Origin of the sequence: Providencia sp. wls1922 (assembly GCF_009706505.1) — a bacterium.
Taxonomy (GTDB): Bacteria; Pseudomonadota; Gammaproteobacteria; order Enterobacterales; family Enterobacteriaceae; genus Providencia; species Providencia lanzhouensis.
On the sequence record NZ_WLUG01000046.1, the window covers coordinates 1 to 17024 of the forward strand.

The window sequence follows — 17024 nt, forward strand, 5'->3', positions numbered from 1 at the left end:
ATACATAAGTATGTGACCGAGGCGAGAGAGCGCAGCCAACACCCCTACAAATTGAAGTATGACGGGTACAGACGGGTATATGAAAAAAGGTACATTCTACCAACTCCAACAGCCCTCCCCACAAGCGGAATATGAAGCCCACGAATGGCTCGCTTGTGAACTTGCTGCAGAGGCATGGCGCAACGGAAAACGCGTTCTGATTGCCTGCGAGGATCAGCTGCAAGCTGAAAAAATGGATGAGGCGCTTTGGCAACGGGATCCTCACCAGTTTGTACCTCACAATTTGGCGGGGGAAGGTCCTCGTTATGGTTCGCCGATCGAAATTTGCTGGCCAAATAAACGCGGCAATACACCTCGCGATATCCTGATTAATTTACAAAGCCAATTCGCAGATTTTGCAACGGCTTTCCATGAAGTGATAGACTTCGTGCCTATCGATGAAACTTTAAAACAGTTGGCGCGTGACCGGTATAAAATTTACCGGAGCGTCGGCTTCAATTTGACCATGGCGACGCCGCCAACTTACTGAACACAAAGATAAAAATGGAAAAGAAACCAGACAACGCAATGATCGAGCCATCCCTCGATAAAACTTATAACCCAGCGGAAATCGAACAGTCCCTGTATACCCACTGGGAAAAAAGCGGTTACTTCCGCCCGAACGGTGATACCTCAAAAGACAGTTTCTGCGTCGTGATCCCACCACCGAACGTTACGGGTAGCCTGCATATGGGTCACGCCTTCCAACAAACCATTATGGATACCATGATCCGTTATCAGCGTATGCAAGGGAAAAATACCCTATGGCAGACGGGTACTGACCACGCGGGTATCGCAACTCAAATGGTGGTTGAGCGTAAAATTGCGGCTGAAGAAGGTAAAAACCGCCATGACTACGGTCGTGATGCGTTCATCGACAAAATCTGGGAATGGAAAGCAGAATCTGGCGGCACTATCTCTCAACAAATGCGCCGTTTAGGCGACTCCGTTGACTGGGATCGCGAACGCTTCACCATGGACGAAGGCTTATCTAAAGCCGTTAAAGAAGCTTTCGTTCGTATGTACAAAGAAAACTTAATCTATCGTGGTAAGCGTCTGGTTAACTGGGATCCGAAACTGCACACCGCAATTTCTGACCTGGAAGTTGAAAACCGCGAAGTTAAAGGTTCTATGTGGCACCTGCGTTATCCGCTGGCTGACGGCGCGAAAACCGCTGAAGGGAAAGACTATTTAGTGGTTGCGACCACACGTCCAGAAACCATGCTGGGTGATACTGGTGTGGCTGTTAACCCTGAAGATCCACGTTATAAAGATTTAATTGGCAAAGAAATCATTCTGCCAATCGTCAATCGCCGTATTCCAATCGTGGGTGACGAACACGCCGATATGGAAAAAGGCACCGGCTGCGTGAAAATCACCCCAGCCCATGACTTCAACGACTACGAAGTCGGTAAACGTCACCAACTGACCATGATCAACATGATGGACTTAGATGGTAACGTTCGTCATGAAGCGGAAGTGTTCGACACTAACGGCAACCCATGCACCGATTACAGCAGCGAAATTCCAGAAGCCTACCGTGGCATGGAGCGTTTCGCAGCTCGTAAAGCTATCGTCGCTGAATTTGAACAATTAGGTTTACTGGTCGAAGTCAAACCTCACGATTTAACCGTACCTTACGGTGACCGTGGTGGCGTGGTTATCGAGCCAATGCTGACTGACCAATGGTACGTGCGCACCGCGCCTTTAGCGAAAGACGCTATCAAAGCCGTTGAAGATGGTCGTATCCAATTCGTTCCGCGCCAATACGAAAACATGTATTTCTCTTGGATGCGTGATATCCAAGACTGGTGTATTTCTCGTCAATTATGGTGGGGTCACCGTATTCCAGCTTGGTATGACGACAAAGGCAATGTTTACGTGGGTCGTGATGAAGATGAAGTTCGCCGCGAAAACAACTTAGGTGCCGATGTGGCACTGCGTCAAGATGATGACGTATTAGATACGTGGTTCTCTTCTGGTCTGTGGACATTCTCAACCTTAGGCTGGCCAGAAAATACCGATGCGCTGAAAACTTTCCATCCAACGGATGTATTAGTCAGCGGCTTCGATATTATTTTCTTCTGGATTGCCCGTATGATCATGATGACCATGCATTTCATCAAAGATGAAAATGGCGAGCCACAAGTTCCATTTAAAACCGTGTATATGACAGGTCTGATCCGCGATGAAGAAGGTCAGAAAATGTCTAAATCCAAAGGGAACGTTATCGACCCGCTGGATATGATCGACGGTATTTCATTAGAAGCTTTACTGGAAAAACGTACTGGCAACATGATGCAGCCACAACTGGCTGAGAAAATTGCTAAACGTACTCGTAAAGAGTATCCAGACGGTATTGAAGCACACGGTACTGATGCCCTACGCTTTACTTTAGCGGCGCTGGCATCAACGGGTCGCGATATCAACTGGGATATGAAACGTCTGTCCGGTTACCGTAACTTCTGTAATAAATTATGGAATGCGAGCCGCTTTGTGCTGATGAATACCGAAGGTCAAGATTGCGGTCAAAACGGCGGCGAAATGAGCTTCTCATTGGCTGATCGCTGGATCATGGCGCAGTTCAACCAAACCGTGAAAGCGTACCGTGAAGCGTTAGATACTCATCGTTACGATATCGCAGCGGGTATTCTGTATGATTTCACATGGAATGAATTCTGTGACTGGTACTTAGAGCTGTCTAAACCTGCGGTTCATAAAGGTAATGAAGCCCAAGTTCGTGCGGCACGCTTCACCCTGATTGAAGTACTGGAAGGCTTACTGCGTCTGGCTCACCCAATCATTCCATTTATCACCGAAACCATCTGGCAGCGCGTGAAAGTGGTGAAAGGTATTGAAGCTGACACCATCATGCTGCAAGCATTCCCAGAGTTCGATGCGGCGAAAGTAGATGAGCTGGCTCTGAGCGATTTAGAGTGGATTAAAGAAACCATCGTAGCTGTACGTAATATTCGTGCAGAAATGAACATCGCGCCAGGTAAACCATTGGATGTCATGCTGCGTAGCACCTCTGCGGATGTTGCTCGCCGTGTGACTGAGAACGAAAACTTCCTTCGTTCAATGGCGCGTTTAGCAAGCATTCGCGTGCTGGCTGAAGGCGAAGAAGCCCCAGTTTCTGTGACTAAATTAGTGGCAGGCGCTGAAGTGCTGATCCCAATGGCAGGTCTGGTTGATAAAGACGCTGAGCTGGCTCGTTTAGATAAAGAGCTGGAAAAAGTGGTGAAAGAAATTGATACCATCGAAAGCAAGCTGGCAAACGAAGGCTTTGTGAGCCGTGCTCCTGCTGCCGTGGTTGAGAAAGAGCGTGCGCGTTTAGCGGAAAATATCGAAGCGAAAGCGAAGATTGAAGCGCAAAAAGTGACCATCGCCTCTTTATAATCATTAAGCTTTAAATCTCTAGCCCTGACTTGTCATTGATGAGTTAGGGCTTTTTTGTATCTGGGTGTTGAAAAGCTTTATCACATGCTCAATATCATAATTATTGCACCAGCAAATGATGCAATTAAAAATATAAATAATGCAAATAAAAAGAGATATTCTTATGACAACAAGCACAACCTCAACTGTTCAAGTTCGTTTAATTCAACCTCAAGACAATCCAGGGATCGCCGCTGTTATTCGTGAAGTTTCCGCTGAACATGGGCTCACTGCCGATAAAGGTTTTGCGGTCGCGGATCCTATTTTAGATACGTTGTATGAAGTGTATAGCAAGCCACGTAGCGCGTACTGGGTGGTGGAAATGGACGGTAACGTGGTTGGCGGTGGCGGCATTTCACAAGTCGCTGGTGGTGATGAACATACTGCTGAATTACAAAAAATGTATCTCTCTTCTGTGCTGCGCGGAAAGGGTTTAGCCAAGCAAATCGTTTTAATGTCTTTAGAATTTGCTAAGCAGCAAGGCTATACCCGCTGTTACTTAGAAACCACCAAAGAGCTACAAGCCGCCATTAAACTGTATGAAAAACTGGGCTTCGATTTTATCGACGAACCATTAGGCAATACTGGCCATAGTGACTGCGAAATTCGCATGCTAAAAGCGCTGTAGTCCCCGCTCCCAATAAAAGGATACCGTAGCCAATGATCTCACAGTATGAAGACGCCCTTTATGAAGATCCTAAGCTCGCTCGCTTCTATGATTTAGATAACAGCTTGCAGCGGGCAGACTACGCGGCATACCTTCAGCTAGCCTCTTCAGCGTCTCATATTTTGGATTTAGGCTGCGGTACTGGCACGTTACTCACCGCCATTGCGGAGCAATATCCACACACCACGTTGGTCGGTGTCGATCCCGCGCAAGCGATGTTGGATATTGCTCAACAAAAAACCAATCACGTTCGTTGGGTGAACAGCACGGCTGAAGCGCTCTGTCTGGACATAAAATTTGATTTGATCATTTTATCTGGTCACGCCTTTCAGGTTTTTTTGACTCAAGAACAGCGTATTGCCGCATTGCAAACCATGCAGCGACATCTCACCGCTGATGGCACGATTGTATTTGATAGCCGCAATCCCACGGTTGAAGAGTGGAGAGAGTGGACACCTGAATTATCTCGTGAATCACTCTCGACCCAAGAATTTGGCGAAATCATTCTTTGGAATGATGTTGCCGAACAAAATGGCATTGTTCGCTATCAAACATTCTACCAACAAGGTGAGAGTGGCTCGATATTCCGCGCTGAATCGGATATTGCCTTTCCGACACTCAGCGACATTACTCAGGCCCTTGAATCTTGCGATTTAAAGATTCGTCATCTCTATGGCGACTGGCAACTCAATGCTTTTCAAGAGAACTCCCCTGAGATGATATTTACGCTTGAGCACACAGACCCTTTATTGGTGAAATCATGATGATGAACTCAATGATCAATAACGAGCCGCTCGTCATTGAACCTTTAGAGGAAGCAAACATTGATAGTGCTAACACGCTATTTTATGAAGCCTTTTCTTCTAAATTTAAAACCATTCACGATATACCAGAAGCCCAGCGTCAGGGGGTGTTATCTCTATTTTGGCAACGCGGTCTGAGTGACCCCTATGATAGACACTTTCAGGTTAAATTAAATGGCAAGCTAGTCGCCGTTTATGGCATGACTTACGGCGTAAAACGCATTCAAGAACAAGCACCTACCCCCGTGCCATTAATACAGATTCTGCGTAAAGCAGGTTTTTTCCGCTTTATGAAAATTTGGCGCATTTTCCAGTTATTTGTACACAAACCAAGAGCAGACACAGCCTATCTTTCTTACTTATGTGTCGATAATAAGTTGCGAGGTATGGGAATTGGTAATCGCGTGTTAGATCACATTGAAACCCAAGCAGCCGCAGATCCCAAGCTCACCCGAGTTTCTTTGTATGTATCTGATTTGAATACCAAGGCAAGAGAGCTTTATTTGCGCCGTGGCTATATCGATGAAAAGTATGAAACCTCTCGCACAACATTACGCTATATGGATATTTACGGCTGGCACTATATGGTGAAAGAGTTAGCATCTTGATATAAAACAAAAAAGCACTGACGATATTCTCAATCAGTGCTTTCTTATCTTTCAATTCAGCGATATTACCCGCTATTGAAATTTGAAAAATCAATTAGTGAACGCGATTTTCGGACTCATCGTCCCCTTCGTCGTCGCCGTCTTCATCATCATATTCTGCGTCTGGATCTTCAAAATAGGTGCCCCAACCATCGTAGTTCACACCGATTTTTTCTGCTAATTTCATTAACTGCTCAACTTGCGCGTCGATCAATTCTGCATTTAACGCACTTTCGCTGATCACATCGCAACACATCAAGGTTTCACCGGTTTCAATTTCCAGTTCTTCCGCATCAGTCACTTCATAACCCAGTTTGAATGCTTCAACAGCCGCTTTTTCTAACAATTCAAAATTGTCCGCAGAGAAGTGATGCTCAATCGCGTACAGCGCATCAGGATCACTTCCATCTTCCAGTAACTCTTCAATGATCAGGCGAGTTTCTTCGTACTGCGCATCAAATTCAGCTTTATCTACCATCTCCACACCCCTTGTTCCGTGGTATTAGTCTCCGGCTCATTCTCCCATAGGGTCGAGGGTGAAACCATACCTAATAAAATAATTTCTTTTGCATGAGGGGTTGATTTTGAATTTTTATGAATATAAATTGAATATTAATTCAATCATAAAAGGCTGTGATTTATGAACTCCCTACATGGAAAGCATTTTTTAAGACTATTGGATTTTACCTCTAACGATATTCATGCATTATTAAAACTCTCCGCTTGGCTAAAATTAGCCAAAAAATCTGGCACTGAGCCACCTTTATTATCGGGTAAGAATTTTGCGCTGATCTTCGAGAAAGATTCAACACGGACGCGCTGCGCATTTGAAGTCGGCGCTTTCGATCAAGGGGCGAGAGTCACCTATCTTGGACTATCAGGCAGCCAGATTGGGCACAAAGAGACCATGAAAGATACCGCCAGAGTGCTGGGGCGGATGTACGATGGTGTGCAATATCGGGGTTACGCGCAAAGCACCGTCGAAACATTAGCGCAGCATGCGGGAGTGCCTGTCTGGAATGGATTAACTAACGAATTCCATCCCACACAGTTATTAGCCGATTTGCTTACCATTCAAGAATATAAGCCCAATACACCGCTTTCTGACATCAAATTCGCCTACCTCGGGGATGCGCGTAACAATATGGGAAATTCGATGCTAGAAGCCGCCGCCCTCACGGGGATGGAGCTGCGTTTAGTGGCACCAAAAAGCTGTTGGCCAGAGGCTGAATTAATTGAAGAGTGCCAGAAAATCGCCAAAACCACCGGCGGAAAAATTATTCTGACTGAAAACGTGGCTGAAGGCGTTAAAGACGCTGATTTTCTGTATACCGATGTCTGGGTTTCGATGGGAGAACCTAAAGAAGTCTGGGCGCAACGCATTGCTTTAATGAAACCCTACCAAGTGAATATGGACGTAATCAAACAGACAGGTAACCCAGACGTGAAATTCTTACACTGCCTGCCTGCGTTTCATAATGAAGACACCACATTAGGCGCTCAGCTTGCCAAAGAGTTTAATCTTTATGGCGGGCTGGAAGTGACGGAAGAGGTGTTTGAATCCCCTTACAGCATCGTTTTCGACCAAGCGGAAAACCGCCTGCACACCATTAAAGCGGTAATGGTAGCGACAATTGCGCCTGAATTACCGATAAATATATTCTAAATCTACCGACCAAGTAGACCCCCTACTTGGTCAGTTTGAATGGAGACTTAAGTCTCGCTACGGTCTTTCACCGTTTGCTAATCTCACGTTGATTTCGTCAATCACACGAGGAAGATCTGCTAACGTATCAATCACATAATGCGCACCAGCCGCATACAGTTTGTCCGCGGCTTGCTGGCGTAATGGGGAAATTTCTTCTTGGCTCATACCTTGATATTCATCCCATGTTTTACCAAATTCATTACCCGAAATAGCCAGACCAATACTCCACATTCCCGCATTACGTCCCTCTTCAATGCCCGGCACTGCATCATCCACCTTCACACAATGGGAGACGGAATTGACCGACAGTTCAATCACATTTTGCAGCGCCATCCACGGCCCCGGACGTCCGCCAGCCGCTAGGTCATCACTGGCAATCCAGCAATCGGGCTGATAACCCAATTTCGCGGCTGCCGGAACCAGCTTTTCCATCACCGCCCTTGGGTAACCTGAACAAGAGCCTATTTTGATCCCCTGCTCACGCAGCGTTACAATCGTGCTGACAACTCCGTCGATTGGCGCTGCAAAATCGACAACTTTGGCAATCTGTAACGGCATAAACGTTTGGTAGATAGCATCGATATCTTCGCTGGTCATTGAGCGTCCAAACTTTGCCTGCCACATGGCATCAATCTCTGGTAATTTTCCTAACGCTTCAATATGTTGCCATTTTCCTAATCCCATCGGGATACGAGCTTGCGCCAGTGTAATATCCATATCAAACGCGACTTTAAATGCTTCGATAAAAATTTGCGTCGGTGCAAAAGAGCCAAAATCCACCGTCGTTCCTGCCCAATCCAAAATAACAGCTTCAATACGGTTCATGATTAATCCTTATTTTTCCAATACATCGCATTCTTAATTGCCACCAATAGCGCATCAATATTGTGCGGATACACTTCCCCAATATTGCCAATACGGAAACAATCACTCTTTGAGACTTTCCCCGGATAGATCACAAACCCTTGGGCTTTGAGCTGCTGATAAAATTGGTTAAATTGATAATCTTCGGCATCTGGCGAATAAAATGCCGTGATAATCGGCGATTGTTGACTATCGTCTAATAATGTACGAAATCCTAACTGGCGCATGCCTTCCACCAGCTTGCGCTGATTTTGCTGATAACGCTGGAAACGGACGCTCACTCCACCTTCTTGAGCTAGCTCTTTCAGTGCTTGAGCGAAAGCCAGCACCGTGTGAGTTGGGGAAGTAAAGCGCCATTTCCCATGAAATTGCTCCATGCAGCGCCATTGTGCATACAGGTCAAGGGATAAAGAACACGAGCGTCCTGCACATTTTTCCAGTTCACTGGTACGCGCTATCACAAACCCAAACCCCGGAACCCCTTGGATACATTTGTTGGCCGAGCTGATCAGAAAATCAATATTCAGTGCCCCCACATCCAGTGGGATCCCTCCGAAACTGCTCATCGCATCCACGATATAGCGTTTTTGATAGCGCTTGGCTAATACCGCCACTTGCTCTATCGGGTTTAAAATACCGGTGGTGGTTTCACAGTGCACCATCGCAATATGGCTGATTTGACTATCTTGCTGTAGAAGCTGCTCAATCACTGCCACATCGGGCTTAGCCACTTCACCGCAATCATAAACATGGTGTGAAATGCCCATTAACTGCGCCATTTCTGCCATTCGCGCCCCATAAGCGCCATTGCTGACAATCAGGATTTTATCTTGTGGTGCGAGTACCGATCCCAGCACCGCTTCCACGGCGTAGCTCCCACTCCCTTGGAGTAATACGCTGGTATACCCCGTTTGGATTGTCGCTAATTCAACTAGCTGTTGGCGAATACGTTGCACTACCTCTAAGTTGTAATCATCGTCCCATGTGCAGCTATCAAACAGCATCGCCTCTTTCACGGTTTGCGACGTGGTCAAAGGTCCCGGTGTTAACAGCAGATATTGATTCATTGTCATTTAAATTCACCATTGGTCTATACCAGATTGATATTATAATGACGGCAGATGAACAAGAAGGTCAAAGGAAAAGACGCCCTGCAACAAAAAATTCATATTGGCGTGTATAATGGATAAAAAATTTTGCGACGAAAAACGGATACATTATCGATGGATGAACAGCCACAGTACCTTCTTATCAAAGCTCAATTACAAGCAAGAATTCAGAGCGGCGCGCTGAAAAGTGGCGATAAACTGCCCTCTGAGCGCGAACTGTGTGCCATCTTCAATACCACTCGTGTCACTATTCGAGAAAGCTTGGCACAGTTAGAATCTAGCGGTGCAATTTACCGTTCTGAGCGCCGAGGCTGGTTTGTGACTCCCGAGCGTTTATGGCTCGACCCAACGCAAAATACCAACTTCCATAAACTGTGTTTAGAACAAGGTCGCCAGCCCAAAACTAAGCTGTTAGAAGGGAAAGTTGTCACCGTGCCTGTCGAAGCCATGACGCCACTGCAATTGCAGCCTTTCGAACAAATCTACCTACTCACTCGCCTGCGTTATGCAGACGATCGCCCCGTCTGCTACAGCGAAAATCACTGTCTTCCCGCTCGTGTACCGGAGCTATTAAGCCATGACCTGAATGGCAGCCTCACCGAAGTGTATGAGCAGCAATATGATTTGATTTACACCAGCATGCACTTATCGTTTTATCCCACTGCCATGCCACCGCAGGCGGCCAGCGCATTAGGGGTTGCAGTCGGGCGCCCAGCCCTGCTATTGCAGCGTTTAAACTACGATCAACACGGGCGAATTCTGGATTATGATGTGGAATATTGGCGTCATGATAGCCTACGCATCGAGGTCGATACCCTCTAACTTCCACTTCAAAAATAAATTTTTGCTTTCTCGGTAGATTTCATTTTTCTGTCACATAAACCCGTTAGCGTAAAAACACTGGTATATACCAGATAACTTTAACGACTAACTGGAGAACTGGAGATGAAACGTAAAATGAAGCCTACCCCTCTTGCTGTGTTACTCCTTGCCGCCCTAGGCTCTACCTCGATTTTTGCCGCCCCTGTCGTCACGGTTTACTCCGCAGATGGTCTTCATGATGGCAATAACAGCTGGTATCAAGCGCAGTTTGATGCTTTTACCCAGCAAACAGGGATTAAAGTGCAGTACGTCGAAGGCGGCTCCGGTGCTATCGTTGAGCGTTTAGCCAAAGAACGCACTAACCCACAAGCGGATGTGCTCGTCACTGTTCCCCCGTTTATCCAACGTGCCGCTAAAACCGAATTACTGGCAAAATTCACACCGGATGCCGCGGTAAGTATTCCTAACTCAACGGAGTACTACACCCCCATCGTGAATAACTACCTGACCTTTATCTATAACGATAAACTGCTCAAAGCTCCACCAGCAACGTGGAATGAACTCCTCGACGCCCGTTTTAAAAATAAACTGCAATATTCCACACCGGGACAAGCGGGAGATGGTACCGCCGTCATGCTGCAAGTGTTCCATAGCTTCGGTGGCAAAGAAGCCGGTTTTGATTACCTCGGTAAATTACAAGCCAACAACGTCGGTCCATCCGCCTCAACAGGGAAATTAACCGCGTTAGTGAACAAAGGCGAGCTGTACGTCGCCAACGGCGATTTGCAAATGAACCTTTCTCAAATGGAACGAAATCCGAACGTGAAAATCTTTTGGCCAGCCGATGAAAAAGGCGAACGCAGCGCGCTGGTTCTGCCTTACGTTGTGGGCTTAGTCAATAACGGTCCTGAAACTGAAAATGGCAAAAAGCTGATTAACTTTCTGTTAGACAAACAAGCCCAAAGCCACGTTAGTGAACTGTCATGGGGAATGCCGGTACGCTCAGATTTGACGCCAAACGATCCGCAATTCCATAAAGCCACTGAAATCCTCAAAGGCGTCAAAACATGGCAACCGAATTGGGACGATGTAGAAGTGTCTCTTTCGAACGATATTACCCGTTGGCACAAAGTGACTGAAAGCGAGTAAGTGAGTTATGTTGATGAAAAGAAAAATAGAAACACCAAGCCAGCGCACTGACCATTCAGGTATTGTGCTGGAATCTCTGCGGGTTTCTTACCATAACAATGTGGTACTCAAGCCGTTATCTCTGACCATCGAACCTGGCGAAATACTAGTGTTGATTGGCCCTTCAGGCTCCGGTAAAACCACCGTGTTACGGTCAATTGCAGGCTTTGCACAACCGGATAGTGGACGCATTTTAATGGGTGATACGGACATCACCCACCTTCCCCCATATCAACGGGGGCTGGGCATGGTAGTACAAAACTATGCCCTCTTCCCCCATATGAAAGTGGAAGATAATGTTGCTTTTGGCTTACGCGCCCAAAAACAGCCTAAAGCGCTGATCAAAGAGCGCGTGGCAGAGGCATTAAACATTGTCGGTATGAGCGACTATGCCTCCCGCTACCCGCATCAGTTATCCGGTGGACAGCAGCAGCGTGTTGCCATCGCCCGCGCTATAGCTGTTCGCCCACGAGTACTTTTACTCGATGAGCCGCTATCTGCCCTCGATGCGCAAATTCGCCATAATATGGTGGAAGAGATTGCAAGGCTGCACCGCGAATTACCTGAGCTGACCATTTTGTACGTCACCCATGACCAAACTGAAGCGCTCGCGTTAGGGGATAAAATTGGCATCATGAAAGATGGCTATTTGGTGGCACACGGGGAGAAAAATGCCCTGTACCATCGCCCACCAAACCGCTTTGCCGCCGAGTTTTTAGGCCGTGCCAATATTCTGTCGGCAACTGCCTTGGGCTTTTCCTCCATGCCTTCCCAAGTCAGTGTGAGCTGTGGCGGTACGCTTATTGAAGCGCAAACTCAAGGAATGCAGCACAATAGCCGCAAATTAATCTGTATTCGCCCGCAACATATTAGCCTCACCCCACGAGCAGATACCTCAAACCAGTTACACGCCACCTTACAATCTATCCGCTGGCAGGGGGATATTACCCATTTATTGTGTGATGTGGCTGGGGAAAAGGTGACGGTCGCTGTCACCCATTTATCCCCGTTACCGCAAGCAGGGGATAAACTCACGCTGTGGTTTTCTCCCTCCGATACTGTGTTGATTGAGGAATAATATGTCGGCTATCAACCTGTCTAAGCCATCATCCATAAACCTAAAGCCGTTTTATTGGATAGCGCCACCGCTGCTCGTTTTAGCGACGTTATTTTTTTACCCACTGATGCTGATTGGTGAGCAAGCCATTCAAAGTCCCACTGGCGGCGTAAGCTTAGAAACATTCTGGCAAGTGATTGAATCTCGCCGGTTTATTAGCGGGCTATTCAATACACTACAAATTGCCTTTTTTGCCACTCTAGGTTGCTTGGTACTTGGCTCGGTTCTCTCCCTGATTCTGGTGTTTATTCCTTTTCCCGGAAGCCGTTTTATTACCCAAGTCATTGATACTTTTATCGCACTCCCGACTTTTCTGATCACTCTCGCGTTTACCTTTATTTATGGTTCGGCGGGGTTACTTAATGGCACATTAATGGCACTGTTTGATTTTGAACTGCCCCCTGTGGACTTTTTGTACTCGATTAATGGCGTGATTTTGGCGGAGATCACCGTCTTTACTCCGCTCGTGATGCGCCCTCTTATGGCGGCACTACGCCAAATCGATAAAAGCCAGTTAGAAGCCGCCAGCATTTTAGGGGCGCCCCCTGCCCGCGTGATCAGCCAAGTGATTTTTCCGGCGGCACTTCCTGCATTACTCGCAGGTGGCAGCTTATGTTTGCTGCTGACCACCAACGAATTTGGCATCGTGCTGTTTATTGGGGCAAAAGGGGTGAATACCTTGCCGATGATGGTCTACAGCAAAGCGATTCTAGAATCTGATTACAGCGTCGCGTGCATGATAGCGCTAATTAATATTCTGCTGTCTGTGGGGCTATTTAGCCTATATCGCATGGCAACAACCCGCTTCGGAGTGAAAAAATAACCATGTTAATTTGGTCTAAAACTGGGCGAACCATTTCAACCGCCATCGCCATCACGCTGTTTTCTTGCTTGTTTTTGCTGCCATTAGTGATGATTTTAATGTCCAGCTTTAGCCGACAATGGAACGGTATTTTACCCTCCGGTTTTACCTTCGAACATTTTGTGAATGCGTTTCAAGGACCTGCATGGGAAGCAATTCTATCCAGCCTGATTATTGGCTTTTGTGCCAGTCTGTTTGCACTATTTTGCGGTTTGTGGGCAGCCCTAGCCTTACGCCGCCATAGTGCCAGAGTACAAAAATATCTGGGTATCGCGTTCTATTTACCGAGTGCCATTCCATCGGTTTCAATTGGATTGGGGATCTTAGTGGCATTTAGCCAAGGCTATTTGCAGATGAACGGCACCTTTTGGATAGTTTTTTCCGCCCATTTTGTTCTGATTTCTGCGTTCACTTTCAGCAATGTCTCTACTGGGTTAACCCGCATTTCCGCAGACATTGAGAATGTGGCATTCAGTTTAGGCGCATCCCCATGGTATCGCCTGTGCCATGTCACCCTACCGCTGTTGATGCCGTGGATGATTTCCGCTGTCGCCTTGAGTCTGTCTTTGTCCCTCGGAGAGTTGGGCGCCACCATGATGTTGTATCCCCCAGGCTGGGCGACGTTGCCGGTATCAATTTTCAGCCTTACCGACCGCGGAAATATTGCCGACGGCTCCGCACTGACCATCGTTCTAGTCGCGATCACACTGTTGTTGATGATGAAATTGGAGAGAGTGGCAAAGAGATTGGGGCAGAGGTAAGTAGCGAAAAGATAATATAAAAACAAAGCCCTAAATGGGCTTTATAAACGTAATGGCTATATCCAATAAATTAAACACTAATTTAATAATTATGGCTGCAACCAATCTTCTAGTTTCAATCCCAAAACTCGAGAAAACTCTCGGGTATTGTTAGTTACCAATATAGAGTTAGTTGCTAATGCATGACCGGCTATTGCAGTGTCATTATTTCCAATAGGCGTTCCTGCTTCGGTTAATGCTTTCTTAATTGCAGTTGTTGCATCAATCGCATCTTTATCCCAAGCGAGAATCCCATCAAGACGCTCACAAAATGCATCGACTAAAAAATTATGCTTAGGCGAGGCTTTCTTACCTATTGCACCAAAGCGCATTTCTGAGTAAGTAATCGCAGAAATAACAATAGAATGTCGATGCATAACACAATCTTGCAGTTTCTGTAGTAGATACATGGGTTGCTCTCTCATAATGAAAGAGCAAATATTGGTATCAAGCATGTAGAGTTTTGTCACAAAACTATCCTTCCATCTTCAATCACGTCTTCACGTTCAAGTAAGAAATCTTTGTCTGCTTTATCTTCATCTCTTAGTGATAGCCAATTAGGTTTAACTGGACGAAGAATAATACGATTCCCTTCACGACTAATCTCTAATTCATTTACACCTTCAAAATCAATATCTTTAGGTAAACGAACTGCGCGATTATTACCATTTTTAAATACAGCAACAATTTTAGTTACCATAATTCCTCCTTAAATGCCGAAAGAATAAACATATGTTGAGTATATGCCCACTCATACATATGTCAACATATGCTAAAAACAAAAAATTCCATTTTTCTGTTAGCAAACGCTTGCGTCATTGTGCCACACGCGTATAATGCGCCACAATTTGCCGGGAGAAACCATGAACGCTGCTACTCTATTTTTGAAAGAGAACACCGACACCGCACTGCCATCACGTGGTCAGGACAGCCTGTTTTTCCCCGCCGTATTGATAAAAAAGCCCCTCATTGAGGGGCTTTTTTTTGGCCTACTAGATAGCAAGTCTTGCTGATACAGGAGAATCACGATGCCGAATCCGTTATATCACCGCGACATAATCTCAATTAACGATTTAGATAAAACTGACCTTGAATTAGTCCTTAAGGTGGCAGCTTCATTAAAACAGCAACCTCAACCTGAGTTTCTGAAGCATAAAGTTATCGCCAGCTGTTTCTTCGAAGCATCGACGCGTACCCGTCTGTCATTCGAAACCGCCATTCATCGTTTAGGGGCATCTGTCGTCGGCTTCTCTGATAGCACCAACACCTCATTAGGTAAGAAAGGCGAGACGCTTGCAGACACCATTTCCGTTATCAGCCAGTATGTTGATGCGATTGTGATGCGACACCCACAAGAAGGTGCCGCGCGTTTAGCTAGCCAATTCTCAGGTTCCGTTCCGATTATCAATGCAGGGGATGGCTCTAACCAACATCCTACCCAAACCCTGTTAGACCTGTTTACTATCCAAGAAACTCAAGGTCGCTTAGAGAACCTGAAAATCGCGATGGTCGGTGACCTGAAATATGGCAGAACGGTGCATTCACTGACTCAAGCGCTATCGAAGTTTGAAGGTAATCACTTCTACTTTATTTCCCCAGAAGTGCTGTCGATGCCGGCTCATATCCTGAATATTTTGGATGAAAAAGGTGCAACTTACAGCCTGCATAACAATGTCGATGAAGTGATCCCTGAAGTGGATATTCTGTATATGACTCGCGTCCAAAAAGAGCGTTTAGACCCATCAGAATATGCCAACGTCAAAGCACAATTTATTCTGCGCGCTCAAGACCTGCACAGTGCCAAAGATAATTTAAAAGTGCTGCACCCGCTTCCGCGTATCGATGAAATTACCGTGGATGTGGATAGCACCCCTTACGCTTATTACTTCCAGCAAGCAGGGAATGGGATTTACGCGCGCCAAGCGCTGCTGTCTCTGGTATTAAATAAAGAACTGGCAATCTGAGGAGAAGACCATGACACACGACCATAAATTACAAGTTGAAGCCATCCGTTGCGGCACTGTCATCGACCATATCCCTGCTCAAATTGGATTCAAATTACTGAAGCTGTTTAAGCTCACCAAAACCGATGAGCGCATCACTATCGGGCTGAATTTACCTTCTAGCAATATGGGCAAAAAAGACATTATCAAAATCGAAAATACTTTTTTAACCCCAGAGCAAGCGAACCAATTAGCGATGTATGCACCGGAAGCTACTGTTAATCGTATTGAAGATTATCAAGTGGTGGAAAAATTAGACCTAAAATTACCAGAGCAAATCGACAGCGTGCTGGTGTGCCCAAACAGCAACTGTATTAGCCATAATGAGCCGGTTTCTAGCAGTTTCCGCATTAAAAAACGCGCGAAACATGTGGCATTAACCTGCAAATTCTGTGAAAAAGAGTTCGATAGAGACGCCGTGATCAATAATCAGTAAGGTATTTAGGCGTAGACTGCGTCTTTGTGTGGATGCCGTTCCATGTCTATAATAGCGTCCAAACCCTTTTTTACGTGATAAACGGAGAAATTATGTCATACGAAATCAGCACCGAAAATGCACCAGCCGCTATTGGTCCTTACGTTCAAGGCGTCGATTTAGGCAGTATGGTTATGACTTCAGGTCAAATTCCTGTTGATCCAAAAACCGGTAATGTTCCTGAAGATATCGCAGCACAAACTCGTCAATCACTGGCGAACGTGAAAGCGATTTTAGAAAAAGCAGGTCTGGGCGTTGCCAACATCGTAAAAACCACCGTTTTTGTGAAAGATTTAAATGATTTCGGTACTGTTAACGCCACTTACGAAGAGTTTTTCAAACAACATAATGCACCATTCCCTGCGCGTTCTTGCGTTGAAGTTGCGCGTCTGCCAAAAGATGTGAAAATCGAAATCGAAGCTATCGCAGTACGTAAATAGTTTTATTCAGTTTCAGATTGTCAGTCTGATAGCCTGCTAACC

Annotated in this window: 20 protein-coding genes; 15 read left to right on the forward strand and 5 right to left on the reverse strand. The window is 46.0% G+C overall.

What is annotated here, in order from left to right:
• Positions 1-79: 79 nt before the first annotated feature.
• The 5 genes from GKR71_RS03170 (at position 80) to GKR71_RS20300 (ending at position 5555) form a co-directional block, all read left to right on the forward strand.
• Positions 80-529 (forward strand): DNA polymerase III subunit chi, encoded by a 450-nt coding sequence (locus GKR71_RS03170; protein WP_036949276.1) that lies wholly within the window; start codon positions 80-82, stop codon positions 527-529.
• Positions 530-567: 38 nt separating this feature from the next.
• Positions 568-3438 carry a valine--tRNA ligase gene (locus tag GKR71_RS03175; protein ID WP_187129888.1) on the forward strand — a complete coding sequence of 957 codons (2871 nt, stop codon included), beginning with the start codon at positions 568-570 and terminating at the stop codon, positions 3436-3438.
• A gap of 163 nt (positions 3439-3601) precedes the next feature.
• A complete protein-coding gene (locus tag GKR71_RS03180) occupies positions 3602-4105 on the forward strand; it encodes a GNAT family N-acetyltransferase (RefSeq protein ID WP_036949147.1) in 504 nt (167 codons plus the stop codon).
• A 32-nt stretch (positions 4106-4137) separates the two neighbouring features.
• Positions 4138-4908, forward strand: coding sequence for a class I SAM-dependent methyltransferase (locus tag GKR71_RS03185; RefSeq protein ID WP_036949144.1), 771 nt, complete (start codon positions 4138-4140; stop codon positions 4906-4908).
• On the forward strand, positions 4905-5555 hold the full coding sequence (locus GKR71_RS20300) for a GNAT family N-acetyltransferase (RefSeq protein WP_154610094.1): 651 nt from the start codon (positions 4905-4907) through the stop codon (positions 5553-5555). Before GKR71_RS03185 ends, GKR71_RS20300 begins: the two co-directional genes overlap by 4 nt.
• Before the next feature lie 94 nt (positions 5556-5649).
• Here the strand turns inward: GKR71_RS20300 and rraB are convergent, their stop codons facing one another.
• A complete protein-coding gene (gene rraB, locus GKR71_RS03195) occupies positions 5650-6072 on the reverse strand; it encodes a ribonuclease E inhibitor RraB (RefSeq protein ID WP_036949139.1) in 423 nt (140 codons plus the stop codon).
• Between the two features lie 162 nt (positions 6073-6234).
• On the opposite strand from rraB, the gene argF reads away from it, so the two are divergent.
• Positions 6235-7260: an ornithine carbamoyltransferase gene (gene argF / locus GKR71_RS03200; RefSeq protein ID WP_154633937.1), complete on the forward strand. Its 1026-nt coding sequence runs from the start codon at positions 6235-6237 to the stop codon at positions 7258-7260.
• A 57-nt stretch (positions 7261-7317) separates the two neighbouring features.
• Here the strand turns inward: argF and phnX are convergent, their stop codons facing one another.
• Together phnX and phnW are read right to left on the reverse strand one after the other, a co-directional pair.
• A complete protein-coding gene (gene phnX, locus GKR71_RS03205) occupies positions 7318-8127 on the reverse strand; it encodes a phosphonoacetaldehyde hydrolase (RefSeq protein ID WP_154633938.1) in 810 nt (269 codons plus the stop codon).
• Between the two features lie 2 nt (positions 8128-8129).
• Entirely contained in the window at positions 8130-9239 is a 1110-nt protein-coding gene (gene phnW, locus GKR71_RS03210; protein WP_154633939.1) for a 2-aminoethylphosphonate--pyruvate transaminase, read from the reverse strand.
• 150 nt (positions 9240-9389) lie between these two features.
• Here phnW and phnR point away from each other — a divergent pair, with 150 nt between their 5' ends.
• The 5 genes from phnR to phnV all read left to right on the forward strand — a co-directional run bounded on the left by phnR (position 9390) and on the right by phnV (position 14025).
• Entirely contained in the window at positions 9390-10097 is a 708-nt protein-coding gene (gene phnR, locus GKR71_RS03215) for a phosphonate utilization transcriptional regulator PhnR (protein ID WP_036949129.1), read from the forward strand.
• Positions 10098-10232: 135 nt separating this feature from the next.
• Positions 10233-11246 carry a 2-aminoethylphosphonate ABC transporter substrate-binding protein gene (gene phnS, locus GKR71_RS03220; RefSeq protein ID WP_154610100.1) on the forward strand — a complete coding sequence of 338 codons (1014 nt, stop codon included), beginning with the start codon at positions 10233-10235 and terminating at the stop codon, positions 11244-11246.
• Positions 11247-11253: 7 nt separating this feature from the next.
• Entirely contained in the window at positions 11254-12363 is a 1110-nt protein-coding gene (gene phnT, locus GKR71_RS03225) for a 2-aminoethylphosphonate ABC transport system ATP-binding subunit PhnT (RefSeq protein WP_154610092.1), read from the forward strand.
• 1 nt (position 12364) lies between these two features.
• Positions 12365-13225: a 2-aminoethylphosphonate ABC transporter permease subunit gene (gene phnU / locus GKR71_RS03230; protein ID WP_108478838.1), complete on the forward strand. Its 861-nt coding sequence runs from the start codon at positions 12365-12367 to the stop codon at positions 13223-13225.
• 2 nt (positions 13226-13227) lie between these two features.
• Complete coding sequence (gene phnV / locus GKR71_RS03235; RefSeq protein WP_154633940.1) at positions 13228-14025, forward strand: 2-aminoethylphosphonate ABC transport system, membrane component PhnV; 798 nt, start codon at positions 13228-13230, stop codon at positions 14023-14025.
• Between the two features lie 89 nt (positions 14026-14114).
• Here the strand turns inward: phnV and GKR71_RS03240 are convergent, their stop codons facing one another.
• Complete coding sequence (locus tag GKR71_RS03240; RefSeq protein ID WP_036949118.1) at positions 14115-14534, reverse strand: type II toxin-antitoxin system VapC family toxin; 420 nt, start codon at positions 14532-14534, stop codon at positions 14115-14117.
• The gene (gene vapB, locus GKR71_RS03245) at positions 14531-14764 is read right to left on the reverse strand and encodes a type II toxin-antitoxin system VapB family antitoxin (protein ID WP_036949116.1); all 234 of its coding nucleotides are present in this window, start codon (positions 14762-14764) and stop codon (positions 14531-14533) included. The genes GKR71_RS03240 and vapB overlap by 4 nt, the downstream gene beginning before the upstream one ends.
• A 163-nt stretch (positions 14765-14927) precedes the next feature.
• Between vapB and GKR71_RS20305 the strand changes: the two genes are divergently transcribed.
• From GKR71_RS20305 to ridA, 4 genes are all read left to right on the forward strand, one after another.
• Complete coding sequence (locus GKR71_RS20305; RefSeq protein WP_187129894.1) at positions 14928-15077, forward strand: hypothetical protein; 150 nt, start codon at positions 14928-14930, stop codon at positions 15075-15077.
• A 15-nt stretch (positions 15078-15092) separates the two neighbouring features.
• Positions 15093-16028 (forward strand): aspartate carbamoyltransferase, encoded by a 936-nt coding sequence (gene pyrB, locus GKR71_RS03250; protein ID WP_154633941.1) that lies wholly within the window; start codon positions 15093-15095, stop codon positions 16026-16028.
• Between the two features lie 10 nt (positions 16029-16038).
• Complete coding sequence (gene pyrI, locus GKR71_RS03255; RefSeq protein ID WP_036949112.1) at positions 16039-16503, forward strand: aspartate carbamoyltransferase regulatory subunit; 465 nt, start codon at positions 16039-16041, stop codon at positions 16501-16503.
• Between the two features lie 92 nt (positions 16504-16595).
• Positions 16596-16982 carry a 2-iminobutanoate/2-iminopropanoate deaminase gene (gene ridA / locus GKR71_RS03260; RefSeq protein WP_036949109.1) on the forward strand — a complete coding sequence of 129 codons (387 nt, stop codon included), beginning with the start codon at positions 16596-16598 and terminating at the stop codon, positions 16980-16982.
• Positions 16983-17024 lie beyond the last annotated feature (42 nt).